General features: G+C 67.0%; 24 protein-coding genes. 17 read left to right on the top strand and 7 right to left on the bottom strand.

Going from position 1 to position 24,754, the window contains the following annotated elements:
* Window positions 1-2: 2 nt before the first annotated feature.
* On the bottom strand, window positions 3-1,043 hold the full coding sequence (gene epmB, locus AB4Y98_RS06960; RefSeq protein WP_363732557.1) for an EF-P beta-lysylation protein EpmB: 1,041 nt from the start codon (window positions 1,041-1,043) through the stop codon (window positions 3-5).
* A gap of 97 nt (window positions 1,044-1,140) precedes the next feature.
* Here epmB and efp point away from each other — a divergent pair, with 97 nt between their 5' ends.
* The 5 genes from efp to AB4Y98_RS06935 all read left to right on the top strand — a co-directional run bounded on the left by efp (window position 1,141) and on the right by AB4Y98_RS06935 (window position 5,420).
* Entirely contained in the window at window positions 1,141-1,707 is a 567-nt protein-coding gene (efp, locus tag AB4Y98_RS06955; protein ID WP_006379771.1) for an elongation factor P, read from the top strand.
* A 218-nt stretch (window positions 1,708-1,925) separates the two neighbouring features.
* Window positions 1,926-3,269 carry a TRZ/ATZ family hydrolase gene (locus AB4Y98_RS06950; RefSeq protein ID WP_442244049.1) on the top strand — a complete coding sequence of 448 codons (1,344 nt, stop codon included), beginning with the start codon at window positions 1,926-1,928 and terminating at the stop codon, window positions 3,267-3,269.
* A 26-nt stretch (window positions 3,270-3,295) separates the two neighbouring features.
* The gene (gene ubiG, locus AB4Y98_RS06945) at window positions 3,296-4,012 is read left to right on the top strand and encodes a bifunctional 2-polyprenyl-6-hydroxyphenol methylase/3-demethylubiquinol 3-O-methyltransferase UbiG (RefSeq protein ID WP_312787523.1); all 717 of its coding nucleotides are present in this window, start codon (window positions 3,296-3,298) and stop codon (window positions 4,010-4,012) included.
* On the top strand, window positions 4,009-4,704 hold the full coding sequence (locus tag AB4Y98_RS06940) for a phosphoglycolate phosphatase (RefSeq protein WP_312787521.1): 696 nt from the start codon (window positions 4,009-4,011) through the stop codon (window positions 4,702-4,704). Before ubiG ends, AB4Y98_RS06940 begins: the two co-directional genes overlap by 4 nt.
* 11 nt (window positions 4,705-4,715) lie before the next feature.
* Window positions 4,716-5,420 (top strand): squalene/phytoene synthase family protein, encoded by a 705-nt coding sequence (locus AB4Y98_RS06935; RefSeq protein ID WP_442244048.1) that lies wholly within the window; start codon window positions 4,716-4,718, stop codon window positions 5,418-5,420.
* Between the two features lie 89 nt (window positions 5,421-5,509).
* Here AB4Y98_RS06935 and AB4Y98_RS06930 read toward each other — a convergent pair whose 3' ends face one another.
* Genes AB4Y98_RS06930 through yidD form a run of 3 tightly spaced genes read right to left on the bottom strand, consistent with a single transcriptional unit; the run spans window position 5,510 to window position 7,960 of the window.
* Window positions 5,510-6,358 (bottom strand): M23 family metallopeptidase, encoded by an 849-nt coding sequence (locus AB4Y98_RS06930; RefSeq protein ID WP_312786244.1) that lies wholly within the window; start codon window positions 6,356-6,358, stop codon window positions 5,510-5,512.
* A complete protein-coding gene (locus AB4Y98_RS06925; protein ID WP_223495790.1) occupies window positions 6,358-7,704 on the bottom strand; it encodes a dihydroorotase in 1,347 nt (448 codons plus the stop codon). Before AB4Y98_RS06925 ends, AB4Y98_RS06930 begins: the two co-directional genes overlap by 1 nt.
* 1 nt (window position 7,705) lies before the next feature.
* Window positions 7,706-7,960 carry a membrane protein insertion efficiency factor YidD gene (gene yidD / locus AB4Y98_RS06920; protein WP_014037867.1) on the bottom strand — a complete coding sequence of 85 codons (255 nt, stop codon included), beginning with the start codon at window positions 7,958-7,960 and terminating at the stop codon, window positions 7,706-7,708.
* Window positions 7,961-8,233: 273 nt separating this feature from the next.
* Between yidD and dksA the strand changes: the two genes are divergently transcribed.
* Window positions 8,234-9,454, top strand: a complete 1,221-nt coding sequence (dksA, locus tag AB4Y98_RS06915; protein WP_312107817.1) for an RNA polymerase-binding protein DksA — start codon at window positions 8,234-8,236, stop codon at window positions 9,452-9,454.
* Between the two features lie 449 nt (window positions 9,455-9,903).
* On the opposite strand, the gene AB4Y98_RS06910 is transcribed toward dksA, so the two are convergent.
* Genes AB4Y98_RS06910 through cysS form a run of 3 tightly spaced genes read right to left on the bottom strand, consistent with a single transcriptional unit; the run spans window position 9,904 to window position 13,032 of the window.
* Window positions 9,904-11,151, bottom strand: a complete 1,248-nt coding sequence (locus AB4Y98_RS06910; protein WP_336030027.1) for an MFS transporter — start codon at window positions 11,149-11,151, stop codon at window positions 9,904-9,906.
* Entirely contained in the window at window positions 11,148-11,600 is a 453-nt protein-coding gene (locus tag AB4Y98_RS06905; RefSeq protein WP_442244047.1) for a SufE family protein, read from the bottom strand. Before AB4Y98_RS06905 ends, AB4Y98_RS06910 begins: the two co-directional genes overlap by 4 nt.
* 55 nt (window positions 11,601-11,655) lie before the next feature.
* Complete coding sequence (cysS, locus tag AB4Y98_RS06900) at window positions 11,656-13,032, bottom strand: cysteine--tRNA ligase (RefSeq protein WP_312786247.1); 1,377 nt, start codon at window positions 13,030-13,032, stop codon at window positions 11,656-11,658.
* Between the two features lie 187 nt (window positions 13,033-13,219).
* Between cysS and AB4Y98_RS06895 the strand changes: the two genes are divergently transcribed.
* The 11 genes from AB4Y98_RS06895 (at window position 13,220) to AB4Y98_RS06845 (ending at window position 24,591) form a co-directional block, all read left to right on the top strand.
* Window positions 13,220-13,783 (top strand): hypothetical protein, encoded by a 564-nt coding sequence (locus AB4Y98_RS06895; protein WP_223497282.1) that lies wholly within the window; start codon window positions 13,220-13,222, stop codon window positions 13,781-13,783.
* A 329-nt stretch (window positions 13,784-14,112) separates the two neighbouring features.
* Entirely contained in the window at window positions 14,113-15,123 is a 1,011-nt protein-coding gene (locus AB4Y98_RS06890) for an N-acetylornithine carbamoyltransferase (RefSeq protein WP_442244046.1), read from the top strand.
* A 71-nt stretch (window positions 15,124-15,194) separates the two neighbouring features.
* Window positions 15,195-16,388: an argininosuccinate synthase gene (locus AB4Y98_RS06885; RefSeq protein WP_093820483.1), complete on the top strand. Its 1,194-nt coding sequence runs from the start codon at window positions 15,195-15,197 to the stop codon at window positions 16,386-16,388.
* Between the two features lie 125 nt (window positions 16,389-16,513).
* Complete coding sequence (locus AB4Y98_RS06880) at window positions 16,514-17,602, top strand: acetylornithine deacetylase (protein WP_442244045.1); 1,089 nt, start codon at window positions 16,514-16,516, stop codon at window positions 17,600-17,602.
* 74 nt (window positions 17,603-17,676) lie between these two features.
* Complete coding sequence (locus tag AB4Y98_RS06875; RefSeq protein ID WP_223495771.1) at window positions 17,677-19,005, top strand: acetylglutamate kinase; 1,329 nt, start codon at window positions 17,677-17,679, stop codon at window positions 19,003-19,005.
* Window positions 19,006-19,010: 5 nt separating this feature from the next.
* Window positions 19,011-19,610 (top strand): GNAT family N-acetyltransferase, encoded by a 600-nt coding sequence (locus AB4Y98_RS06870; protein ID WP_025876429.1) that lies wholly within the window; start codon window positions 19,011-19,013, stop codon window positions 19,608-19,610.
* Between the two features lie 10 nt (window positions 19,611-19,620).
* Window positions 19,621-20,577 carry an N-acetyl-gamma-glutamyl-phosphate reductase gene (gene argC, locus AB4Y98_RS06865; RefSeq protein ID WP_025876432.1) on the top strand — a complete coding sequence of 319 codons (957 nt, stop codon included), beginning with the start codon at window positions 19,621-19,623 and terminating at the stop codon, window positions 20,575-20,577.
* Window positions 20,578-20,596: 19 nt separating this feature from the next.
* A complete protein-coding gene (gene argH / locus AB4Y98_RS06860) occupies window positions 20,597-21,892 on the top strand; it encodes an argininosuccinate lyase (protein ID WP_033831569.1) in 1,296 nt (431 codons plus the stop codon).
* Window positions 21,892-22,155: a YciI family protein gene (locus AB4Y98_RS06855; protein ID WP_033831568.1), complete on the top strand. Its 264-nt coding sequence runs from the start codon at window positions 21,892-21,894 to the stop codon at window positions 22,153-22,155. Before argH ends, AB4Y98_RS06855 begins: the two co-directional genes overlap by 1 nt.
* A gap of 10 nt (window positions 22,156-22,165) precedes the next feature.
* Window positions 22,166-23,323 carry a glutamate 5-kinase gene (gene proB, locus AB4Y98_RS06850; RefSeq protein ID WP_442244044.1) on the top strand — a complete coding sequence of 386 codons (1,158 nt, stop codon included), beginning with the start codon at window positions 22,166-22,168 and terminating at the stop codon, window positions 23,321-23,323.
* Window positions 23,320-24,591: a glutamate-5-semialdehyde dehydrogenase gene (locus AB4Y98_RS06845; protein WP_312788001.1), complete on the top strand. Its 1,272-nt coding sequence runs from the start codon at window positions 23,320-23,322 to the stop codon at window positions 24,589-24,591. Before proB ends, AB4Y98_RS06845 begins: the two co-directional genes overlap by 4 nt.
* The last annotated feature ends 163 nt before the right edge of the window (window positions 24,592-24,754 follow it).

The raw sequence follows: 24,754 nt of genomic DNA, 5'->3' as shown, positions 1-24,754 counted from the left end.
CGCTACAGCGGGCGCTTGCTCGGGTCGCCGGGCAGCTCGCGGACCAGCTTGGGCACCAGGTAGCCGGACAGCCGGGCAGTGAGGCTGGCAATCAGGGCCTTGGCCTGGACGTCATCCACTTCGAAATGGGCCACGCCCTCAACCCGATCCAACTGATGTAGGTAATACGGCAGCACGCCGGCGGCGAAGCTGCGTTCGCTCAGGTCCTGCAGCGCCTGCACGCTGTCGTTGACCCCGCGCAGCAGCACTGCCTGGTTCAGCAGCTGGGCGCCGATGCCACGCAGGCGGGCCATCGCCGCATCGACGCTGGCATCGAATTCATTGGCGTGGTTGGCGTGGACCACGATCGCCAGTGGCCACGGCAGGCTGCCCAGCCAGGCCAGCAGTTCCTCGTCCACGCGCTCGGGCAGCACGATCGGCAGGCGCGTGTGGATGCGCAACCGGCGGATGTGCGGGATCTGGCGCAGCGCATCGGTCAGCTCGGCCAGCTTGTGGGTGGCCAGCGACAACGGGTCGCCGCCGGACAGGATCACCTCATCGATGTCCGGGTCTGCGGCGATGGCCTCCACGGCCTCCTGCCAGCCCCCCTTGGCGGCGTTTTCGGCGCCATAGTCGAAATGCCGGCGGAAGCAGTAGCGGCAGTTGATGGCACAGCTGCCGGTGGCCACCAGCAGGGCGCGGCCACGGTACTTCTGGATGACCCCGGTGGCCTTCTTTGCTGCGCCGTCGCCCACTGCGTCAAAGCTGAACCCGGGCGCCGGGCGCATCTCGGCGTCGATCGGCAACACCTGCCGCAGCAGCGGATCGTGGGCGTCGCCACGGCGCATGCGGGCGACGAAACCCTCCGGCACGCGCAGCGCGAACTGGGCGATGGCCGCCTCCGATACGCCCAGCGCCGCGGCATCCAGATCCAGGCGGGCCAGCAGCGTCTGCGGGTCGCGCAGGGCCTGCCGCCACAGCTGCTGCCAGCGCGCGGGCGTGCTTGGCGACTGGGTCCGGGGGAAGGCGGAAAGCTGCATGGAGAGGGGGCCTGCGGTTATCATGGACACATAAACAGTTGCCCGCCGGGGTTCCGGTGGGCTTTCCATTCTATCCGGCTCGCCGCACGCGCGGCGGTTTCGCCATTTGAGGAGCTTGAGCATGGCCACTGCGGGCATGAACGATGTCAAGAACGGGATGAAGATCCTGGTCAACAATGAACCGGCCGTCATCTCCGAGACCGAGTTCATCAAGCCGGGCAAGGGCCAGGCCTTCACCCGCGTGCGCTATCGCTTCATCAAGTCGGGCCGCACGGTCGAAATGACCATGAAGGCGACCGACGACGTGGAAGTGGCCGATGTGGTCGATACCAACATGGACTACATGTACAGCGACGGCGAGTACTGGCATTTCATGGACCCGGAAACCTTCGAGCAGGTGCAGGCCGACAAGGCCGGCATGGGCGGCGCCGAGAAGTGGCTGAAGGGCGAGGAGTCCTGCATCGTGACCCTGTTCAACGGTTCGCCGATCTTCGTGCAGCCGCCGAATTTCGTTGAACTGAAGATCACCGAGACCGATCCGGGCGTCCGCGGTGACACCTCGGGCGGCGGCGGCAAGCCGGCCACCCTGGAAACCGGCGCCGTCGTGCGCGTGCCGCTGTTCGTCAACCAGGATGAAATCATCAAGGTCGACACCCGTTCGGGCGAGTACTCCTCGCGCGTCAAGTAATCCGGGTAGGCGCCGGCGCATTCGCGCTGGCGCTCCCACGATCCGCCATGGCGGATCGTGGGCCCCCACTCACCAGCATCCACACCCCGCCGCTTCGCGGCCGCCCCTGACTCAGGGGCTTGCCTTCCAGAAGCCCAGCGGTAGCCGTTTGACCGGTGATCAGTCGCCAGGTCGGAGCCAAGGCTACGTACGGTCCTTCCCCCAGCCAGTGAGCCCGCATGAGCGATAGCCCGCACCTCCCCGAAGCCTGCGACCTGCTCATCGAAGCCGGTTATGTCGTTCCGATCGAGCCGCATGCGGTGGTGCTGGAAGACCATGCCGTGGCCATCCGTGGCAGCGAGATCGTGGCCGTCCTGCCGCGCGCCGAAGCGCGTGCGCGGTTCCGCGCCACCCAGGTTGTCAGCCGCCCAGAGGCGGCGCTGATGCCGGGCCTGGTCAATGCACATACGCACAACCCGATGACCCTGCTGCGCGGCGTCGCTGACGACCTGCCGCTGATGACCTGGCTGCAGCAGCACATCTGGCCGGTGGAAGCGGCGGTGATCGGGCCCGAATTCGTGGCCGACGGCACCACCCTTGCCATCGCCGAGATGCTGCGTGGCGGCACCACCTGCGCCAACGAGAACTATTTCTTCGGTGACGTGCAGGCCGCCGTCTACAAGAAGCACGGTTTCCGCGCGCTGGTCGGCGCGGTCATCATCGACTTCCCCACCGCCTGGGCCAAGACCGACGACGAGTACTTCGCCAAGGCCGGTGAACTGCATGACCAGTGGCGCACCGACCCGCTGATCGGCACCGCATTCGCGCCGCATGCGCCGTACACGGTCAACGATGCCAATTTCGAGCGGGTGCGGATGCTGTCCGACCAGCTGGACATGCAGGTGCATCTGCATACCCATGAAACCGCGCAGGAAATCACCGATTCGATCAAGCTGCACGGCCAGCGTCCGCTGGCGCGGCTGGATCGCCTCGGCCTGGTCAACGACCGCCTGATCGCGGTGCATATGACCCAGCTGACCGAAGCCGAGATCCACCTGTGCGCCGAGCGTGGCGTCAGCGTGGTGCATTGCCCGGAATCGAACCTGAAACTGGCCTCTGGTTTCTGCCCGGCCTGCGCCCTGCAGCGCGCCGGTGTGAACCTGGCCATCGGCACCGACGGCTGCGCCAGCAACAACGACCTGGACATGTTCAGCGAGAACCGCACCGCGGCGATCCTGGCCAAGGCTGTGGCCGACGATGCCACCGCGCTGGACGCGGCGACCACGTTGCGCGCGTCCACGCTGGGTGGCGCCCGCGCATTGGGCTTCGGCGAGCACATCGGCTCGATCGAGGTCGGCAAGCAGGCCGACCTGGTCTGCGTTGATCTGTCCGCGCTGGAGACCCAGCCGTTGCACAACGTGCTGTCGCAGCTGGTGTACGCCACCGGCCGGCAGCAGGTCAGCGACGTCTGGATCGCCGGCAAGCCCAAGCTGGTGCAGCGCGAGCTGGTCGGCATGGACCTGCCGGGCATCATCGCCAACGCGCGCCAGTGGCGCGAGCGCATCCGTCATATCCGCGCCTGAGTGCAGGCGCCGCAAGGACAACCGTCATGACTGCCCCCCACGCTTCTTCCAATTTCGATCAGGCCGAGCTGGACAAGTTCGCTGCGCTGGCCAACCGCTGGTGGGACGCCGACGGCCCGCAGAAGCCGCTGCACGCACTGAATCCGGTGCGCCTGCAGTACGTTGCCGACCGCGCGCCGCTGCGAGGTGCGCGTGTGCTCGACATCGGTTGCGGTGGCGGGCTGCTGAGTGAAGCGCTGGCCCAGGCCGGTGCCGAAGTGACCGCCATCGATCTGGCGCCGGAGCTGGTCAAGGTTGCGCGTCTGCATGCCCTGGAAAGCGGCGTCAGCGTCGACTACCGGGTGCAGGCCGCCGAGGACCTGGCCGCCGAACAACCGGGCAGCTTCGATGTGGTGACCTGCATGGAAATGCTCGAGCACGTGCCCGATCCGGGCGCGATCATCGAGGCCTGCAAGCGTTTGCTGAAGCCGGGTGGCCATCTGTTCCTGTCCACCATCAACCGCACCGCAGCCGCATTCGCCGTGGCCATCGTCGGTGCCGAGTACGTGGCACGCCTGCTGCCCAGGGGCACCCACCACTACCAGGAATTCATCAAGCCGGCCGAGCTGGCACGTTGGCTGCGCGAGGCCGACCTGCAGTTGGCCGATGTCAGCGGCATGGCCTATGAGCCGTGGCGCAACCGCGCCCGCCTGAGCAGCCGCACCGACATCAACTACCTGGCCCACGCGGTCAAGGCCCCGTGACCGCCGCCGTGTTCCCGCGTGCGGTGCTGTTCGACCTGGACGGTACGCTGCTGGACAGCGCCCCGGATTTCGTCGCCACCCTTGATGCGATGCTGGCCGAGCGCGGCCGCGCACCGATCGATCCGGCGCAGTTGCGGCCGGTGGTGTCCAAGGGCTCACGGGCGATGGTGTCGGCCGCGTTTCCAGAGCTGGAAGCGGCCGAGCGCGACGCACTGATTCCCGAGTTCCTGCAGCGCTACGAAGCCTCGATCGGCCAGCACGCCGTGCTGTTCGACGGCGTCGCCGGCATGCTCGATGCGCTGGACGCTGCTGGTACGGTGTGGGGCATCGTCACCAACAAGCCTGAATACCTGGCGCGGCTGATCGTGCCCCAGTACGGCTGGCAGCAGCGCTGCGCCGTGCTGGTCGGTGGTGACACCCTGGCCGAGCGCAAGCCGCATCCGTTGCCGCTGCTGCACGCCGCGCAGCTGATCGGCATCGCAGCGGAAGACTGCGTGTACGTCGGCGACGATGAGCGCGACATCATCGCCGCGCGTGCTGCCGCCATGCCGTCGGTGGCGGCGCTGTGGGGCTACCGCCTGCACAGTGATGACCCGTTGGCCTGGCAGGCCGATGTGCTGGTCGAGAACGCCGGACTTCTGCAACTGGCCAGTCTCTGGCCGACCCGGCCGGCGACCCCGGCCCAGCCGTAAGGAACAACGTAGTGAGCAGTACCGCGCTGGATAGTTTCCTCGACAAGTGGCGCAGCCGCTGGCCGGAATGGTCGGTGGCCGAGCCGTTCGTGGCCGAACCGCAGCGCCATGTGGCGCTGGCGTGGTTCGCGCTGCTGCAGGAATTCGACGACATGCTCAACACCACTGGCGACCCGCTGCCGGCGGACGCCAAGCTGGCATGGTGGGGCGAGGAACTGCGCAGCTGGGCCGCGCAGCGTTCGCGGCATCCGCTGGGACGCGTGCTGGAGCCGGTACGGGCACCGTGGGTGCAGCTGGCCGAGGCGCTGCCGGATCTGGTCGAGGCGCGCACCGTAGCGCTGGACGCTGCCGGAGCCGAACGCGCACTGGGCAACTATGCCGACGCGGTGGCTGCGGTCGAGGTCGTGGTGTTTGCCGACAAGCCGCGCAAGGGGGCTGGCCATGCCGTGCTGCTGCAGACCCTGGCCCAGCGCCTGCAGGACGCTGGCGTGGCCGGAGTTCCGCGCAGCCTGCTGGACGAAGATGCCGGCAACGCTGCACAGCGTTGGGCGCAGCAGTTGCTGAAAGGGTGGGGCACCCGCGTGCCCGGTCCACGCGCACGCCGGGTGTGGGCGAGCCTGGCGCGTGCACGTCTGGCGGCGCAGGCCGCCGGCAAACCGATTGAAGCCACGCCCGTGCGCACGTTGCTGCGCGTGTGGTGGGCCGCGCGCGGCTGAACCCTCACCTGGTAGTGCCGGCCGCTGGCCGGCAATCCGGGTAGGTTGGTGAACACCATGAGGTTGCCGGCCAGCGGCCGGCACTACCGTTACTTGCGCTCCAGCACCAGCAGCGGATCGATGCGGGTGTCGAACCAGTTCATGCCCCAGTGCAGGTGCGGCCCGGTGGCACGGCCGGTGGCGCCGACGGCGGCGATCACCTGGCCCTGTTCGACGCGATCACCGACCTTCACGTCGATGCGCGACAGGTGCAGGAAGTTCGAACTGACGCCGAAGCCGTGGTCGAGCAGCAGGGTGCCACCGGTCAGGTACAGATCCGGCCCGGCGAACGTCACCACACCAGCCGCCGGTGCCTTCACCGGGGTGCCGGTCGGCACTGCGATGTCCATGCCGGAGTGGCCGGCGCCGGGCTGGCCGTTGTACACGCGGGCGTTGCCGAAGCGGCCGCTGATGCGGCCCTGCACCGGCCAGATGAAGGTCTGGGTGAAATCGGTGCGGTTGTCGTCGCGCGCACGCGCAGCGGTGACCTGCGCCTGTTCGCGCTTGATCCGCTCGGCGATGGCCGGCGGCGGATTGACCGTCTTCGGCGGTACGCCGTTCACCCGCTCGGTCGGCCAGTCGCGTGGGGTCACGGCGATGGCGGCCGTCTCGCTGCTGCCATCCGGTCGGCGGATCTGCACCTGCAGCGGGCCCTTCTCATCGCGACCGATGCCGAGCACCACGCTGCCGTAGCTGCTCACGCGCAGGTCGCGACCTGCATAGCGCACGCTGCTGCCGGCAGGAACCTTGCCGATCACCAGCGCGCCCTGCGACGCGCTGGCCGGGAACACCACGCGGCTGTCGATCAGGTCGCCGATGCCGTCCTGTGCCTGGGCTGCGGGTGCGGAGAGCAGGGGCGCTGCCAGCAGCAGCGCCGCGAACATGAGTGCCGGACGCATCAGCGGTCGTAGGTCATGCGCTGGCCGGCGGGCTTGCCCACCAGCGTGCTGCCGTCCCAGACCAGCTGGCCGTTGACCCAGGTGGAGGCGATGCGCGAACGGAACGTGGTGCCTTCGAACGGCGACCAGCCGCACTTGGACAGCACGTCCTCGCGCTTGACCGTGAACGGCACATCCTCCACCAGCACCAGATCGGCAAAGTAACCTTCGCGCAGGAAGCCACGCTCTTCCACATCGAACAACTGGGCCGGGGCATGGGCGAATTTCTGCACGACCTGCTCGCGGGTCAGCTTGCCTTCGTGCACGCGTTCCAGTGCGGCGACCAGCGCGTACTGCACCAGCGGCAGGCCGGACGGCGCCTGCGCATAGGGCTTCTGCTTCTCTTCCCAGGTATGCGGGGCGTGGTCGGTGGCCAGCACGTCCAGCACGTCGTCAGCCAACGCGGCCGTGATCGCCTCGCGATCGGCCACGTCCTTGATCGCCGGATTGCACTTGATCAGGTTGCCCTTGGTCGCGTAATCCGGGCGGGCGAAGTGCAGGAAGTGCACGCAGGTTTCGGCGGTGATCTGCTTGCGGCTGCCGTCGGCGCGGATCAGCGGGCCCTTCTCGAACAGCGCCAGTTCGTCGGCGGTGGAGATGTGCAGCACGTGCAGGCGGGTGCCGTGCTTGCGCGCCAGCGACATGGCCAGCCGCGTTGATTTGATGCAGGCTTCGCGCGAACGGATGTCCGGGTGCATCTCCGGGGTCAGTGCGTCGCCGTACTTCTCCTGGAACGCTTTCAGGTTGGCATCGATCATCGGCGTGTCTTCGCAGTGCGTGATGATCGGGGTCGGGCACTCGCGGAAAATCGCGTCCAGGGTTTCCGGGTTGTCGACCAGCATGTTGCCGGTGGAGGCGCCCATGAATACCTTCACACCCGGCGCCTTCTTCGGATCGAGCGCGCGGATGGCGTCCAGGTTGTCGTTGCTGGCACCGTGGTAGAAACCGTAGTTGGCCCAGGCCCGGCCGCGTGCCAGCTCGTACTTGGCTTCCAGGATGGTCGAATCCAGGGTCGGCGGGTTGGTGTTGGGCATGTCCATGAAGCTGGTCAGGCCACCGGCCACGGCTGCAGCCGATTCGCTGGCGATGTCACCCTTGTGGGTCAGGCCGGGTTCGCGAAAATGCACCTGGTCGTCGATCATCCCGGGCAGCAGCCAGCGCCCGGCCGCATCCACCACCTGTTCGCCATCACGCGGGGTCAAACCCTTGCCGATCTGCGCGATGCGGTCGTTCTCGATGCGCAGGTCGCCTTCGAAGGTGCGGCCTTCATTGACCAGGCGGGCGTTGGTGATGAGCGTGGAGGACATGTCAGTGTTTTCCTGTGCAACGGCAAGAAGGGGCGTTGGGAGATTCGGGCACTGGATCGAAGCCGCCGGGATGGAACGGATGGCAGCGGCCCAGCCGTCGCGCCGCCAGCCAGCTGCCGCGCAGCGGGCCGTGCCGGGAGATGGCATCCATGGCGTATTCAGAGCAGCTCGGCACGAAACGGCAGCGAGGCCCCAGCAGGGGGCTGATGAAGCGCTTGTAGAAGCGCAGCAGGGCGATGAGCAGGCGCGAGATCACGCAGTCATCTTAAGCCAGTTGGCATGAAGGCCGCATTTGTGCAGGATGGGCCGTTGGTCGCATGTCGTAGATGGCCTGCGACCGCTAGCGGCACCCCTCCAGGTGCCGGACAGGTTCCGTACCGCGCAAGGCGGTCCGTGTTCGTCGGACCGCACCTTGGACCCGTTGACTCCTGGACTGAATGGAGCGGGCCCCCAAGGTTGCTGCTGCGGGTCGGGTAGGCTATAAAGGCCCGCTTTCCCGGGCCCCGGGGAATCCAAGGAAGAGCGTTTCGTGGCTGCTAAAAAAACTGCAAAGAAGGCCGTCAAGGCCGCCAAGAAAACCGCCAAGCCTGTTGTGAAGAAGTTGGCGGCCAAGCCCGTTGCCAAGAAGCCGGCCAGCAAGCCGGCGACCAAGGCGGCATCCTCACAGCCGGCGGCCAGGAAGGCCACCGCAAAGAAAGCGCCGGTGAAATCCGGCAAGCCGGCAGTGGCGAAGAAACCCGCTGCGCCGGTCAAGGCCAAACCTGTCGCTGCCAGCAAGAAGGCGCCGGCGGTGAAGAAGGTTGCCAGCAAGGCTGCGCCGGTGAAGAAGGCCGCTGCCAAGCCGGCACCGAAGAAGGCAGCAGCCAAGCCGGCGCCGAAGGCGGTGGTGAAGAAGGTTGCCGCCGCGCCTGCTGCCAAGCCGGCAGCAAAGAAGGTGGCGCCTGCCAAGCCGGCACCGGCCAAGAAGGTTGCCAAGAATGTCGCCCCGCCGGCCGCCAAGCCGACGCCGGCCCCTGTAGTGAAGTCCGCACCGAAGCCAGCTGCGAAGCCGGCCCCGGCCAAGTCTGTCCCGGCCAAGACCGCGGCAGTGGCAGCAGCCAAACCGGCCCCCAAGCCGGCCACGGCCGCCGCTTCTGCAGCATCGACCGCCCCGCAATCCAAGAATCCCGTGCCCGTTTCGAAATCGCCTGCTAAAACCGCCGTGAAATCCGATTCCGCTCCGAAGACCGTGACCCGCCCCGTGGGCAAGGTTGCCGTGGCCGTCGCTGCCCGTTCGGCAGCGCCTGCGCCGCGTAGCAAGTACAAGGTCGTCGAATACAAGACCGATGAGGCCACCGGCCGCCCGATCCTGCCCGCAGGCTACAAGCCGGCCTCGGACGAGGAGTACATGAGCCCGCTGCAGCAGGAGTACTTCCGCCAGCGCCTGCAGAACTGGCGCGCCGACCTGGTGGAAGAGTCCAAGCAGACCATCGAGAACCTGCGTGAGGAAGTGCGTGACATCGGCGATGAAGCCGAGCGCGCGACCCGCGAAACCGAGAACTCGCTGGAGCTGCGCACCCGTGACCGTTACCGCAAGCTGATCGGCAAGATCGACAGCACCCTCAAGCGCCTGGAAGCAGGCGATTACGGGTACTGCGTGGACACTGGTGAAGAGATCGGCCTGGAGCGCCTTGAAGCGCGCTTGACCGCCGAGCGCACCATCGACGCCCAGGAGCGTTGGGAGCACCTGCAGAAGCAGCAGGGCGACTGATTCCGGTTCGTTGTGATGTCATGCAAAAAGCCCGGCTTCGGCCGGGTTTTTTGTTGGGTTCGAGTTGGCTGTGTAGAGCGGCGCCTTGGTTGTTCCGTGAGCGAGCGGGCGGGTCACCCGGACCAGGACACGCCGTAAACCCATCCTTGGGGGCTCGGTCGCGCCATCCATGGCGCGAACGGTCCTGGCCCGGGTGACCCGCCCGCTCCAGACGGTTCCCGAGTGCGGCCGCTGTAGAGCCGAACCACGCTCGGCTCAGGCCGAAGCCGGAGGCTGGAGGGTGGGAGAGCAAAAGCAGGAGCAGCCAAGCATGGCTTGGCTCTAGCAGGGGCGACCATGCGTGCGCTCGCGACTGATGGGTCCGCCTAGTAGCGAGCCGAGCACCGCATCGAGGAAGAGTGACGGGGGCAATCAAATGCCCGGCGCCGCCGAACCCGCTCTCCGCGGGATCACTGCAGATCGCGCAGATTCAATTTGCGCAGCGTCGGGTTCTTCCATGCGGTGACCCCGGCCACGCTCAGCACCGCGAACCCGCCCAGCACCACCGCCGGCACCAGCCCCAGCACCCTGGCCATCGTGCCGGCATAGAACGCGCCCAGTTCGTTGGACGAACTGATGAAGATGCCATTGATCGACGATACCCGGCCGCGCATCTCTTCCGGCGTGGCCAACTGCAGGATGGTGGAGCGGATCACCACCGACACGCCGTCGAAGGCGCCGTAGAACAGCAGGATCAACGCCGACAGCCAGAAGTGCTGGGACAGGCCGAAGCCGATCACGCACAAGCCGAAGCCGGCGACCGCGAACAGCAGCACCCGACCGGCATTGCGGTGCAGGGGGTGGCGCGCCAGCCACAGGCCCACGCACACTGAACCCAGTGCCGGGGCCGCGCGCAGGATGCCCAGGCCCTCCGGGCCGTGATGCAGGATCTCGTGCAGGAACGCCGGTAGCATCGCCACCACACCGCCCAGCAGTACCGAGAACATGTCCAGCGCCATGGCGCCGACCATGATCCGGTTGCCGACCACGAAGCGCGCGCCTTCGGCAATGCTCTTGAAGATCGGGGCGGCTGGACCGGCATGCACCGGCTCTTCCACCTTCAGCGTGGCCAGGCAGCCCATCGCCACCAGCGCGAAGGCCGTGGCCACCGCATAGGACAGGCCCTTGCCACCGAAGCCGACCAGCACGCCACCCAGTGCCGGGCCGGCGATCATGCCGGTCTGGAACACCACGGCGCCGAGGCCGGCGCCACGGGCGAAATGTTCACGTGGCAACACGCGGGCGAACAGGGCGTTGTAGATCGGCGACAGGAAGGCGCGGACCATGCCGGTCAGGGCGATGGCTGCATAGATCGGCCACACGCCTTCAACCGGCAGCCAGCCCTTGGCTACGCTGGTCAGCACCAGCGCGGTGGCGACCAGGCCGGAACAGGCGACCATGCCCAACTTGCGGCGCGGCAGATGATCCACCAGGTAACCGGCAAACGGGGCCACGCAGAAGAACGGCAGCACCTCGGCCAGGCCGATCAGGCCCAGCGAGAACGGATTGCGGGTGACTTCGTAGATGTGCCAACCGACGGTGACCGCGACCACCTGGTAGGACAGCATCGCGAAGATGCGATACGCCAGCAGCCTGGCGAAACCGGGCCGGGACAGCAGGCCCAGCGCGGTGTCTTCGGCCGTGGCGGGCTCGCTCACGACGGATCGCGCTGCAGCTGAGCCTGCGCGGTCTCACGGATGAACGCCAGCATTGCCGCCACGCCGTTGCTGCGGGTCGGCGACAGGTGGCGGGCCAGGCCGATATCCTGGATGTAGCTGGGTTCGGTGGTCAGGATCTCCTGCGCGCTGCGCCCGGAGTACACGCGCAGCGCCAGGAAGATCAGGCCGGAAACGATGGCCGAATCGCTGATGGCGTGGAAGCGCAGCGACTGCGCGTTGCCTTCCGGCACGATCCAGACCATTGACTGGCAACCGAGCAGGCGGTGCTCTTCGGTCTTCCACGCGTCCGGGAAGGCGGGCAGCTTGCGGCCGAGGTCGATCAGGTACTGGTAGCGCTCGGACCAGTCGCCGAAGAAACCGAATTCCTCGGCGATGGCCGTCTGTGCCTCGGCGGCGGTGGGTTCAAGCGGGAACGGGGAGTCGATCACAACAGTCTCTACAGTAGGGAGCGTGGCCGGCGGACCGGCCACGGGGCAGGGCAGGTCAGCCGCGCTTGCGCGACCAGCGCACGCCCTGCGGGGTGTCTTCCAGCACGATGCCTTCGGCGGCCAGCTGGTCGCGGATGGCGTCGGAACGGGCGAAGTCGCGCGCCTGCTTGGCCGCCGCACGTTCGTCGATCAAGCCCTGGATGCGCGCGTCGTCGTCGCTGTCGCCAGCGGCGTTGCCGAACCACTGCGCCGGATCGGCCTGCAGCAGGCCCAGGGCGAGGCCGGCGCCGAGCAGTTCACTCTTCAAGCGTGCGCGTTCGGCAGGATCGGTGGCGCGGCGCGCTTCACCGGCAATACGGGCCACTTCGGCCAACGCCTGCGGCGTATTGAGATCGTCATCCAATGCCGCTTCGATCTCTGCCGGGATCACCGCGGCGGCGGCCACATCGGCCAGCTCGCGCAGGGTGCCATACAGGCGGTCGAGGGTGCGGCCGGACTGTTCGATCAGCGCGTCGGACCAGTCCAGCGGCTGCCGGTAGTGGGCCGACAGCAACGCCAGGCGCAGCGCCTCGGGGGCATGCCTGCGCACCAGGTCGTGGACGCGCTCGATGTTGCCGATCGACTTGCTCATCTTGGCGCCGCCGAAGTTGAGCATGCCGTTGTGCAGCCAGAAGCGCGCGAACACCTTGCCGCCGTGCGCGCACTCGCTCTGTGCGATCTCGTTTTCGTGGTGCGGGAACTGCAGGTCGACGCCGCCGGCATGGATGTCGATGGTCTCGCCAAGGTGCGCGGCGGCCATCGCCGAGCATTCGATATGCCAGCCGGGACGGCCGCGGCCCCAGGGCGACTCCCAGCCCGGCAGGTCGTCGCCGGACGGCTTCCACAGCACGAAGTCGCCAGGCGCGCGCTTGTAGGGAGCGACCTCGACACGGGCACCGGCCAGCATCTCTTCCGGGTCGCGGCGCGACAGCTTGCCGTAGCCCTCGAAACTGCCGACGGCGAACAGCACGTGCCCCTCGGCGGCGTACGCATGCCCGCTGCTGACCAGCTGCTCGATCATGGTGATGATCTGCGCCATGTGTGCGGTCACTTCCGGCTCGATGTCCGGCGGCACCACGCCCAGCGCGGCCATGTCTTCACGGTAGGCCGCTGCGAAGCGGTCGGTGATGGTGCTGATCGGCACCCCCTGCTCGCGCGCGGCGGTGTTGATCTTGTCGTCCACGTCGGTGATGTTGCGGGCGTAGCGCAGGGCACCGAAGCGCCGCCGCAGCAGGTCGGCCAGCACCCCGAACACCACAGGCCCACGGGCGTTGCCGATGTGCACGTAGTTGTAGACCGTCGGGCCGCACACATACAGGGTCGGACAGGCCGGATCGAGCGGGGTGAACGGTTCGAGCTGGCGAGTCAGGTTGTTGTGCAGGCGCAGGGTCATGGGTCTGTGACTGGGGGACAAGCCTGTGATTTTAGAACGTGTCGGGGCCCTTTGGGGGGACCGTTGCCACCGGTGGACGTCACCGGCGGCCGGGATGGGGTGGGCAGGAACGGCGCGGACGGGTAATGTTCAGCCCCTTGCGGTCACCACTGCCTACACTATTGCCGTGTCCCTGCTCCCTTCGCCAATGAAAACCACCGCGTTGCTGACCCTGGCCTGCCTGTCGGCGCTGCCCGCCGTGGTCCAGGCCCAGGAGGCCGAGCCCCGCAACCGGGTGGTGATCGTGGAGAACGTGAAGTTCGACTACGCCCAGGTGCTCAACGTGGAGCCGGTGTTCCAGACCCTGCGTGCAACCCGCACCGAGGAGCACTGCGAGCCGGTCTCGACCCGTACCCTGGCGCCGGTCAACGTCACCGGCGAGGAGCCGGTGGAGGACAAGGGCCGCATCGGCCGCCTCTGGGATTCGGTTCGCTCGATGTTCAAGCGCAGCGACGAGGAGGTGCTGGAGGAACTGCCGGCGGAAGCCCCCGCCCCAGCGCCGGCCAACACGGGCCCGATGCTGACCCGGGACTGTCGTATCGTGCCTGTCGGACGCGAGTTCCGCCGCCCCATCGCCTATGACGTGGACTATGTCTACAAGGGCACCAAGTACCGTTCACGGCTGCCGGAAGACCCAGGCAACCGGCTGAAGATCCGGGTTTCGATCACCCCCTGGGTGGGCCCGGAGCAGGCTGCCGCCGGCACCCCCTGATTCTGCGACGCCGGCCTCTTGCGCCGGCCCCGGCCGCATGTAAAGATTGCCGACCAATGAAGCTCACCGACTTCCAGCACGACAGCAGCGCCGCCCGCCAGGCCACTGGCATGACGTCGCGTGCCCGTCGACCGGAACCCCACATTCTCGCTGGGTAATCCGGAGCTTTCTGCTGTTCGTCCGAAAAAAACCCAGCCCGCCGGCTGGGTTTTTTCGTTTCCGCGTTCTGAAAGCTTCATCTGCAACCTTTTCGTACCACCCTGGTTCCCGGTTTTCCCTTCCACCTTCCACCGCGTCGACCCTCGGCGCCGCTCATGCAAGGAATGATGATGTCCCCCAAGCACTTCCTGAACACCCAGGACTGGAGCCGCAGCGAACTTGACGCGCTGCTGACCCAGGCTGCGCTGTTCAAGCGCAACAAGCTCGGCGACCAGCTCAAGGGCAAGTCGATCGCGCTGGTGTTCTTCAATCCGTCCATGCGCACCCGCACCAGTTTCGAGCTGGGCGCGTTCCAGCTCGGTGCCCACGCAGTGGTGCTGCAGCCGGGCAAGGATGCATGGCCGATCGAGTTCAACCTCGGCACGGTGATGGACGGCGATACCGAAGAGCACATCGCTGAAGTAGCCAAGGTGCTCGGCCGCTACTGCGACATCATCGCCGTGCGCGCGTTCCCGAAGTTCGTCGACTGGGCCTACGACCGCCAGGACGTCGTGCTCGAGAGTTTCGCCAGATACTCGCCGGTGCCGGTGATCAACATGGAGACCATCACCCATCCGTGCCAGGAACTGGCGCACGTGATGGCCCTGCAGGAGCATTTCGGTACCCAGGACCTGCGCGGCAAGAAGTACGTGCTGACCTGGACCTATCACCCGAAGCCGCTGAACACCGCGGTGGCCAACTCGGCGCTGACCATCGCCACCCGCATGGGCATGGACGTGACGCTGCTGTGCCCGACCGCTGACTACATCCTCGACGAGCGCTACATGGGCTGGGCCGAGCAGAACGTGGCCGAGAGCGGCGGTTCGCTGAAGATCAGCCATGACATCGACAGTGCCTATGCCGGTGCCGACGTGGTCTACGCCAAGAGCTGGGGCGCGCTGCCGTTCTTCGGCAACTGGGAGCCGGAGAAGCCGATTCGCGACCAGTTCAAGCACTTCATCGTCGACGAGCGGAAGATGGCCCTGACCAACAACGGCGTGTTCAGCCACTGCCTGCCGCTGCGCCRCAACGTGAAGGCAACCGACGGCGTGATGGACTCGCCGCAGTGCATCGCCATCAACGAAGCCGAGAATCGCCTGCATGTGCAGAAGGCGATCATGGCTGCTGTTGCCGGCCGCTGATTTTCGTACGTCGTTCGAGCATTCCAGACAATCCGCCGGGCATGGCCCGGCGCTACCAGGACATACCCCCCATGAGCAACAAAGACGTCGTTCTCGCCTTCTCCGGCGGCCTTGATACCAGCTTCTGCGTGCCGTACCTGCAGGAGCGCGGCTACAACGTGCATACCGTGTTCGCCGATACCGGCGGCGTGGATGACGAAGAGCGCGATTTCATCGAGAAGCGTGCCGCCGAGCTGGGTGTCACCAGCCACCAGACCGTCGATGGCGGTCCGGCCATCTGGTCCGGCTTCGTCAAGCCGTTCGTGTGGGCCGGCGAGGGCTACCAGGGCCAGTACCCGCTGCTGGTGTCGGACCGTTACCTGATCGTCGATGCCGCGCTCAAGCGCGCTGCCGAACTGGGCACCAACATCATCGCCCACGGCTGCACCGGCATGGGCAACGACCAGGTGCGCTTCGACCTGGCAGTGAAGGCCCTGGGTGACTACCAGATCATTGCGCCGATCCGCGAGATCCAGAAGGAACACACCCAGACCCGCGCCTACGAGCAGAAGTACCTGGAAGAGCGTGGCTTCGGCGTGCGCGCCAAGCAGCAGGCCTACACCATCAACGAGAACCTGCTGGGCCTGACCATGTCCGGCGGCGAGATCGATCGTTGGGAAGCACCGGGCGAGGGCGCCCGTGGCTGGTGCGCACCGCGCGCCGAGTGGCCGGAACAGGCGCTGACCGTCACCCTGAAGTTCGTCGAAGGCGAAGCCGTCGAGCTCAATGGCAAGGCACTGCCGGGTGAGCAGATCCTGGCCCAGCTCAACAAGCTGTTCGCCCCCTACGGCGTCGGCCGTGGCGTGTACACCGGCGACACCGTGATCGGCCTGAAGGGCCGCATCGTGTTCGAGGCACCGGGCCTGGTCTCGCTGCTGGCCGCACACCGCGCGCTGGAAGATGCGGTGCTGACCAAGCAGCAGAACCGCTTCAAGCCGGACGTGGCGCGCAAGTGGGTGGAGCTGGTGTACGAAGGCTTCTACCACGACCCGCTGAAGACCGACATCGAAGCCTTCCTGAAGTCCTCGCAGGCCAAGGTCAACGGCGAAGTGGTGCTGGAAACCCGTGGCGGCCGCGTCGACGCCGTTGCGGTGAAGTCGCCGCACCTTCTCAACACCAAGGGCGCCACCTATGCGCAGTCGGCCGACTGGGGCGTGGAAGAAGCCGAGGGCTTCATCAAGCTGTTCGGCATGAGCTCGACGCTATACGCGCAAGTCAATCGCTGAGCGATTGACTTGCGCGTGCGTCTCCCGCGCATTCCACCTAATCCCCGCGCCGTTGGCGCGCCCCCTTGAACATCAAGGGGGCTCTCCTCCAGCCGGTACACGTTGTACTGAAGGATCTTTGATTCATGCTTGAACAGACGATCTCGCATCTGCAGGCCCTGGTGTCCTTCGACACCCGCAACCCGCCGCGTGCGATCACCACCGGTGGCATCTTCGATTACCTGCGCGACAACCTGCCCGGGTTCAATGTGGAGGTGATCGACCATGGCGCCGGCGCGGTCAGCCTGTATGCCGTGCGCGGCACGCCGAAGTACCTGTTCAACGTGCATCTGGACACCGTGCCGGACTCGCCGCACTGGAGTGCCGACCCGCACGTGATGCGCCGCCTGGACGACCGCGTGGTCGGCCTTGGCGTGTGTGACATCAAGGGCGCGGCTGCGGCGCTGGTGGCGGCCGCCAATGCCAGTGATGGCGACGCGGCCTTCCTGTTCTCCAGCGATGAAGAAGCCAACGATCCGCGCTGCATCGCGGCGTTCCTGGCCCGGGGCATTGCGTACGAAGCGGTGCTGGTGGCCGAACCGACCATGAGCGAGGCGGTGCTCGCGCATCGTGGCATCAGCTCGGTGCTGATGCAGTTCGCCGGCCGTGCCGGCCATGCGTCGGGCAAGCAGGATGCAGCCGCCAGCGCGCTGCACCAGGCGATGCGCTGGGGCAACCGCGCGCTGGACCATGTCCAATCGCTGGCCTCGGCACGCTTCGGTGGATTGACCGGCCTGCGCTTCAACATCGGGCGTGTGGAAGGTGGCATCAAGGCCAACATGATCGCACCGGCGGCGGAAGTGCGTTTTGGTTTCCGGCCGCTGCCGTCGATGGACATCGACGGGCTGCTGGCGACCTTCGCTGGTTTTGCCGAACCGGAAGCCGCGCTGTTCACCGAGACCTTCCGCGGCCCCAGCCTGCCGGCCGGTGACATCGCCGAAGCCGAACACCGCCGCCTGCTGGCGCGCGACGTGGCCGATGCGCTGGAGCTGCCGATCGGCAACGCGGTGGACTTCTGGACCGAGGCGTCGCTGTTCTCGGCCGGTGGCTACACCACGATGGTGTTCGGCCCGGGTGACATCGCCCAGGCCCACACCGCCGATGAGTTCGTGACGCTGGAGCAGCTGCAGCGCTACACCGACGCCGTACACCGGATCATCGCCGCCGGCGCCTGATCGACCCACAACGCCGCTGCGCTTCTGCGCGGCGGAACTGCAACGCGGCGACCGCCGCCTGTGACGAAACCGAAATGTCTCCTGCCCTCCAGCCCCACCGCCAGACCCGCCAGACCATCGTGCGCCTGCTCTCGAGCATGGCCAGCGCGAAGGAGATCAGCCAGTACCTCAAGCGCTTTTCGCAGCTGGACGCCAAGCGCTTCGCCGTGGTCAAGGTCGGCGGCGCGGTGCTGCGCGACGATCTCGACGCGCTGACCTCCTCGCTGTCGTTCCTGCAGGAAGTCGGCCTGACCCCGATCGTGCTGCACGGCGCCGGCCCGCAGCTGGATGCGGAACTGTCGGCAGCCGGTATTGAAAAGCAGACGGTCAACGGCCTGCGGGTGACCTCGCCGGAAGCGCTGGCGATCGTGCGCCGGGTGTTCCAGCAGTCCAACCTGCGCCTGGTCGAAGCACTGCAGCAGAATGGCGCGCGCGCCACCTCCATCACCGGCGGCGTGTTCGAGGCGGAGTACCTGGACCTGGATACCTACGGCCTGGTCGGCGAGGTGAAGAAGGTCAACCTGGCGCCGATCGAGGCCAGCCTGCGTGCCGGCTCGATCCCGGTCATCACCAGCCTGGGCGAGACCGCCGGTGGGCAGATCCTCAACGTCAATGCCGACTTCGCCGCCAACGAACTGGTGCAGGAGCTGCAACCGTACAAGATCATTTTCCTGACCGGCACCGGCGGCCTGCTGGACGAGCAGGGCAGCGTGATTGATTCGATCAACCTGTCCACCGAGTACGACCACCTGATCGCACAACCGTGGATCCACGGTGGCATGAAGGTGAAGATCGAACAGATCAAGTCCCTGCTGGACCGGTTGCCGCTGGAATCGTCGGTGTCGATCACCCGGCCGGCCGACCTGGCCAAGGAACTGTTCACCCACAAGGGCTCGGGAACGCTGGTGCGCAAGGGCGAGAAGGTGCTGCGTGCAACTGCCTGGAGCGAGCTGGACCTGCCGCGCCTGAAGGGCCTGATCGAATCCAGTTTCGGCCGCACCCTGGTGCCGGACTATTTCGAGAGGACCACGCTGCTGCGCGCGTACGTCAGCGAGAACTACCGCACGGCGGTGATCCTCACCGATGAGACCGAGGGCGTGTACCTGGACAAGTTCGCCGTGCTCGATGATGCGCAGGGCGAAGGGCTTGGCCGCGCGGTCTGGAACGTGATGCGCGAGGAAACCCCGCAGCTGTTCTGGCGCTCGCGCAACGGCAACCCGATCAACCACTTCTACTACGCCGAGTCCGATGGCTGCTACAAGCAGGGTCATTGGAAGGTGTTCTGGTACGGCGCCGATGGCATCGACCGGATCAGGACCTATGTCGACCACTGCGCGGTGCGTGCACCGAGCCTCGAGGGCTGAGCGCGATGAACCACGCAGACTGGACCCGGGTACCCACGTTGACCGGCACGCATGCGCGGCTGGAACCGCTGCAGATGAGCCACATCGACGGCCTGCGCGGCGCGTTGGGCGAAGGCGCGCTGTCCAGGCTCTGGTACACCCAGGTGCCCGATGCGAAGGCCATGACCGGCTATGTGCAGGCCGCGCTGCAGGCACAGGCCGAAGGCAAGGTGTTGCCGTTCGTGGTGTTCGATGCCAACGACCAGATCGTCGGCACGACCCGTTACTACGATCTGCAACCGGACGTACCGCGGCTGAGCATCGGCTACACCTGGTATGGCGAGTCGGTGCAGCGCACCGGGGTCAACTCCGAAACCAAGCTGATGCTGCTCAGCCATGCCTTCGAGCGGCTGGAATGCCTGAGCGTGGTGTTTGAAACCAGCTGGTTCAACTTCACCTCGCGCACCGCGATCGCACGCCTGGGCGCCAAGCAGGATGGCGTGCTGCGCAATCACCGCCGGCATCCCGACGGCACGCCGCGCGACACCGTCATCTTCTCCATCATCGATGCGGAATGGCAGGGCGTGAAACGCCACCTGCAGCACCGCCTCGATTCGCACGCATGAGCACGCACGCATGAGCACTTCCTCCTCGTTCACCGTCGGCATCGTCGGCGCCCGCGGCCATACCGGCGCCGAGCTGATCCGCCTGGTGGCAGCGCATCCGAACCTGCAGCTGGGCTTCGTGTCCTCGCGTGAACTGGCCGGGCAGCGCGTGTCCGACCACTACCCGCAATGGCAGGGTGAACTGCAGTTCGAGAATCTCGACGCCGACGCCGTTGCCGCCAAGGGCGTGGATGCGGTGATCCTGGCCCTGCCCAACGGCCTGGCCGCACCGTTCGTGGCGGCGCTGGAAACGGCGAAGCCGGACACGGTGATCGTCGACCTGTCGGCCGACTACCGTTTCGACAACACCTGGTACTACGGCCTGCCCGAGCTTACCCGCAGCCGTTACAGCGGGCAGAAGCACATCAGCAACCCCGGCTGCTACGCCACCGCGATGCAGCTGGCGATCCATCCGCTGCTGGATCTGCTGGCTGGCCCGCCGCAGTGCTTCGGCGTGTCCGGCTACTCGGGTGCGGGCACCTCGCCGTCGGACAAGAACAACGTTGAACTGCTGGCCGACAACCTGATGCCCTACGCGCTGACCAACCACGTGCATGAGCGCGAGGTGTCCGTGCAGCTGGGCGTGGCGGTCGAATTCATGCCGCACGTCGCGCCGCATTTCCGTGGCATCACCCTCACCGCCAACCTGTGGTTGAACCGCGTGCAGACCCGCGAGCAGATCGTCGAGCGCTTCCAGCAAGCCTACGCCGGTGAAGCCCTCATCGAGGTCGTGGACGAGGCACCGTGGGTAAGCCGCATCGCTGGCCGCCACGGTGCCCAGGTCGGCGGCTTCACGCTCGCCCCGGGCGGCAAGCGGGTGGTGGTGGTGGCGACCCTGGACAACCTGCTCAAGGGCGCGGCCACCCAGGCCATGCAGAACCTCAATCTTGCGCTGGGCATCGACGAACTGACGTCGATCCCGCACTGAAACCGTACAGGAGCTCCCCATGGCAGACCTTCTTTGGCAGAAGCCAGGCGTCGCTGTCGATGCCCAGATCCAGACCTTCCTCGCCGGCGACGATGTGATCCTCGATCGCGAGTTCTTCCTGCATGACATTGCTGCCAGCGCAGCGCATGCGCAGGGCCTGCAGCACATCGGCATCCTCAGCGCCGACGAACTGGCCGGGTTGCTGCGTGAACTCGAGGTGCTGGCGCAGGACTTCCGCGAAGGCCGCTTCGTGCTGGATACGCAGTATGAGGATGGCCATTCGGCGATCGAGGCACGGTTGACCGAGCGCCTGGGCGATGCCGGCCGCAAGATCCACACCGGCCGCAGCCGCAATGACCAGATCCTGGTCGCCACCCGGTTGTGGTTGAAGGAGAAGCTGCAGCGCGTGGCGCAGGTCAGCGCCGAGGTGGCCAAGGTGGCGCTTGACCGTGCGCAGGCCGAGCAGCATCTGCCGATTCCCGGTTACACCCACATCCAGCGTGCCGTGGTGTCCTCGGCCGGCATGTGGTGGGCCGGTTGGGCCGAAGCCTTCATCGACAACGCCGTGCGCGCCCGCGATACCCATGCGCTGGTCGATGCCAATCCGCTTGGCACCGCCGCCGGTTACGGCGTAAACCTGCCGCTGGATCGCGAGCACACCACCGCCGCGCTCGGCTTTGCGCGCATGCAGATTTCGCCGATCTACGCTCAGCTGTCGCGTGGAAAGTTCGAACTGGCCGCGCTGGAAGCGCTGGGCGGTGCCACCCTGGACCTGCGCCGCATTGCCTGGGACCTGTCGCTGTTCACCAGCGCCGAATTCGGTTTCGTCGCGTTGCCGGCGCAGTACACCACCGGCAGTTCGATCATGCCCAACAAGCGCAATCCGGACGTGATCGAGCTGATGCGGGCGACCCATGCCAGCGTCGCCGCTGCACGCACCGAAATCGAGCAGCTGCTGTCGCTGCCGTCGGGCTACCACCGCGACCTGCAGTCGTCCAAGGGTGCGATCTTCCACGGTTTCGGGCGCGGCCTGGCCGCGCTTGAACTGCTGCCGGCGCTGCTGGCCAACCTGGAATGGCGCGATGACAAGCTGCGTGCAGCGATCGATTCGGGCATGTATGCCACCGATGTCGCGGTGGAAGCTGCGGTAGCGGGCGTGCCGTTCCGCGAGGCCTACAAGGCCGCTGCTGCCGGTGCCGACAGTGCAGGGCAGGGGCGAACGCCAGAAGGCAGCCTGGCGGCGCGCGTATCGCCGGGTTCGGCGTCGGACCTGCGCCTGGATGAACTGCGCGCGCGCTGGCAGGCGCTGTCCTGATGGCCGGCACCGTCTACCTGGTGCTGGCGATGCGCCTGCCGGGCTTCAACGACGCCGTGGTGCAGCCGCACCGCGACTTCCTCGATGCGTTGCAGGCCGAGGGCCGGCTGCAGCTGACCGGCGGCTTTGCCGACGGCAGCGGTGGCGCCTATGTGCTGTGCAACCTCGACAGCCTCGCGCAGGCGCAGGCCATCGTCGCCACCGATCCGCTGGTGACGATGCAGGCATCGGCGCTGAGCGTCCATGAATGGAATACCCGCTGAGGCGCCCCTGATGACTGTCCACGCCGCCCACGTTGCATCGCCGTTCCCCGAACAAGCGCTGCCGTCGTGGCGGCGTGCCGTGCTCAAGGTCGGCAGCAGCCTGCTGGCCGCCGACGGTGGTGGCCTGTCGCCGCGCCACGCGCTGGGCCTGGCCCAGTTCGTTTCGGCCAACGTGCTGGCCGGGCGCGAGGTCGTCATCGTGTCCTCCGGCGCGGTCGCTGCCGGCCGCGCGATCCTGCCCCGGGCCGATGAACCCGGTGCCGCGATGGCGGCGCGGCAGGCGTTGGCGGCTCTGGGCCAGGCGCAGCTGATCGGTCTGTGGCAGCGCTTCTTCGAGCGCCCGGTGGCGCAGGTGCTGCTGACCCATGACGATCTGCGCAACCGCCGCCGCTATCTCAATGCGCGGGCAACGCTCAACGAGCTGCTGCGGCTGGGCGCGCTGCCGGTGGTCAACGAGAACGACACCGTTTCGGTGGATGAGCTCAAACTCGGTGACAACGACAACCTGGCCGCGACGGTGGCGGCGCTGGTCGATGCCGATGCACTGTTCATCGCTACCGACATCGACGGTCTCTACAGTGCCGACCCGCGCACGCATGCCAATGCCCGGCCACTGCATGAAGTAGTCGAGTTGAATGACGCCGTGCTGGCGATGGCTGGCGGCGCCGGTTCGGTCGCCGGCACCGGCGGCATGCGCACCAAGCTGGAGGCCGCAGCCAAGGCCGGCCGTGTCGGCATCGAAACCTATCTATTCAATGGCCGCAGCGGCGAGGTGGTACGCGCGCTGGCGCAGGATCGCCTGCACGGCACCCGCATCCATGCCGCGCGCAGCCGCGAGGCGGCCCGCAAGCACTGGCTGCGCCACGCTCCGCTCGCCGAAGGCGCGATCCTGATCGATGCCGGCGCCGCCCAGGCGATGCGCGAGAAGGGGGCATCGCTGTTGCCCGGTGGCATCACCGGTGCCGACGGCGCGTTCCGGCGCGGTGACATGGTGCAGGTATGCTGGAACACCGACGCCGGCCGGGTGTGCGTGGCCCGTGGTGTGAGCCAGTACGCCGCCGATGACGTGCGCCGCATTGCCGGCCGCCACACCCGCGACATCCAGACCGTGCTCGGCTACAACTACGGCGGTACCGTCGTCCATCGCGACGATCTGGTGCTGCCATGAACCCACTGCAGGATATGCCGATGAGTGAGATCGAATCGCAGGCCCGTGCCTGCCGCGAGGCGGCGCAGGTGGTTGCCGGCCTGGACAGCGATGCGCGCAGGGCACTGCTGCAGGCGATGGCGCAGGCGCTGGAGGTCAATGCCGGACAGATTCTTGCAGGCAATGCACGCGACCTGGCCGCCGCCCGCGACAAAGGCGTGGGCAACGCGATGCTCGACCGTCTGGCACTGGACCCGGCGCGCCTGCTGGCGATGGCCGACGCCGTGCGCGAGGTGGCCGGCCTTCCGGACCCGGTCGGGCAGGTGACCCGCGACGACGTGCGTCCGAACGGCATCCGCGTGCAGAAGGTGCGCGTGCCGCTGGGAGTGATCGCGATGATCTACGAAGCACGCCCGAACGTGACCGCCGAAGCCGCCGCGCTGTGCCTGAAGGCGGGCAACGGCGTGATCCTGCGTGGCGGCTCGGAGGCGATCCATTCCAATACCGCCATCGCCCAGGCGTTGGCGGGGGCATTGAAGGCCAACGGCGTGCCCCCTGCCGCTGTGACGGTGCTGACCGACCTGCGCCGCGAAGCGATGCTGGAACTGCTGCAACTGCACGAATTGATCGACCTGGCCATCCCGCGCGGTGGCGAAGGCCTGATCCGCTTCGTCGCCGAGCACGCGCGCGTGCCGGTCATCAAGCACTACAAGGGTGTCTGCCACCTGTTCGTCGATGCCAGCGCCGATGCAGCCAAAGCGCTCGATCTGCTGGTGGACGGCAAGTGCAGTCGCCCCTCCGCGTGCAATTCACTGGAGACCCTGCTGGTGCACCGGGACATTGCCGCAGCGTTCCTGCCGCGTGCTGCACTGGCGCTGGCCGAAGGTGGCGTGCAGCTGCGTGCAGACGAGCGCGCGCGGCCGTTGCTGCCGGGAAGCACCGCGGCCAGCGAGGACGACTATGCCGCCGAATTCCTCGATCTGATACTGGCGGTCCGCGTGGTCGACGATCTTGATGCAGCGATCGCGCACATCCGTACCTACACCTCCGACCACACCGAAGTGATCGCCACTGAAGACGTGGCCAGTGCCGCGCGTTTCGTCAGCGCATTGCGCTCGGCGGTGGTGATGGTCAACGCGTCTTCGCGTTTTTCCGATGGTGGCCAGCTTGGCCTCGGCAGCGAGATCGGCATCTCCACCACGCGCCTGCACGCCTATGGCCCGATGGGGCTGGAAGCGCTGACAGTCGAACGGTTCGTGGTACGGGGCGAAGGCCAGGTCCGAAGGTAGGGTCACAGCCGGGCTGCGCCCGGCACCCGCAGAGGCCACGGCAACAGCCGAAGCAACCGCCGAAGCAACCGCAAATGCAACGGCAACGGCAACAGCGGGGTTSCTGYGGGATGGCGGGGTGGGTCCGGTTGCGGGGGACGCTGCAAGTACGTCCCTGTAAGCT

Source organism: Stenotrophomonas sp. 2YAF26, assembly GCF_052114625.1.
Taxonomy (GTDB): Bacteria; Pseudomonadota; Gammaproteobacteria; order Xanthomonadales; family Xanthomonadaceae; genus Stenotrophomonas; species Stenotrophomonas indicatrix.
Note: the sequence above shows the minus strand (reverse complement) of the source record. Positions and strands in the feature narration are given on the sequence as shown.

Excerpts from the sequence above, each read along its gene's own strand:
- epmB (WP_363732557.1), bottom strand. The coding sequence starts at position 1,043 with ATGATAACCGCAGGCCCCCTCTCCATGCAGCTTTCCGCCTTCCCCCGG.
- efp (WP_006379771.1), top strand. The coding sequence starts at position 1,141 with ATGGCCACTGCGGGCATGAACGATGTCAAGAACGGGATGAAGATCCTG.
- AB4Y98_RS06950 (WP_442244049.1), top strand. The coding sequence starts at position 1,926 with ATGAGCGATAGCCCGCACCTCCCCGAAGCCTGCGACCTGCTCATCGAA.
- ubiG (WP_312787523.1), top strand. The coding sequence starts at position 3,296 with ATGACTGCCCCCCACGCTTCTTCCAATTTCGATCAGGCCGAGCTGGAC.
- AB4Y98_RS06930 (WP_312786244.1), bottom strand. The coding sequence starts at position 6,358 with ATGCGTCCGGCACTCATGTTCGCGGCGCTGCTGCTGGCAGCGCCCCTG.
- AB4Y98_RS06925 (WP_223495790.1), bottom strand. The coding sequence starts at position 7,704 with ATGTCCTCCACGCTCATCACCAACGCCCGCCTGGTCAATGAAGGCCGC.
- cysS (WP_312786247.1), bottom strand. The coding sequence starts at position 13,032 with ATGACCCTGCGCCTGCACAACAACCTGACTCGCCAGCTCGAACCGTTC.
- AB4Y98_RS06895 (WP_223497282.1), top strand. The coding sequence starts at position 13,220 with ATGAAAACCACCGCGTTGCTGACCCTGGCCTGCCTGTCGGCGCTGCCC.
- AB4Y98_RS06885 (WP_093820483.1), top strand. The coding sequence starts at position 15,195 with ATGAGCAACAAAGACGTCGTTCTCGCCTTCTCCGGCGGCCTTGATACC.
- AB4Y98_RS06880 (WP_442244045.1), top strand. The coding sequence starts at position 16,514 with ATGCTTGAACAGACGATCTCGCATCTGCAGGCCCTGGTGTCCTTCGAC.
- AB4Y98_RS06875 (WP_223495771.1), top strand. The coding sequence starts at position 17,677 with ATGTCTCCTGCCCTCCAGCCCCACCGCCAGACCCGCCAGACCATCGTG.
- AB4Y98_RS06870 (WP_025876429.1), top strand. The coding sequence starts at position 19,011 with ATGAACCACGCAGACTGGACCCGGGTACCCACGTTGACCGGCACGCAT.
- argC (WP_025876432.1), top strand. The coding sequence starts at position 19,621 with ATGAGCACTTCCTCCTCGTTCACCGTCGGCATCGTCGGCGCCCGCGGC.
- argH (WP_033831569.1), top strand. The coding sequence starts at position 20,597 with ATGGCAGACCTTCTTTGGCAGAAGCCAGGCGTCGCTGTCGATGCCCAG.
- AB4Y98_RS06855 (WP_033831568.1), top strand. The coding sequence starts at position 21,892 with ATGGCCGGCACCGTCTACCTGGTGCTGGCGATGCGCCTGCCGGGCTTC.
- proB (WP_442244044.1), top strand. The coding sequence starts at position 22,166 with ATGACTGTCCACGCCGCCCACGTTGCATCGCCGTTCCCCGAACAAGCG.
- AB4Y98_RS06845 (WP_312788001.1), top strand. The coding sequence starts at position 23,320 with ATGAACCCACTGCAGGATATGCCGATGAGTGAGATCGAATCGCAGGCC.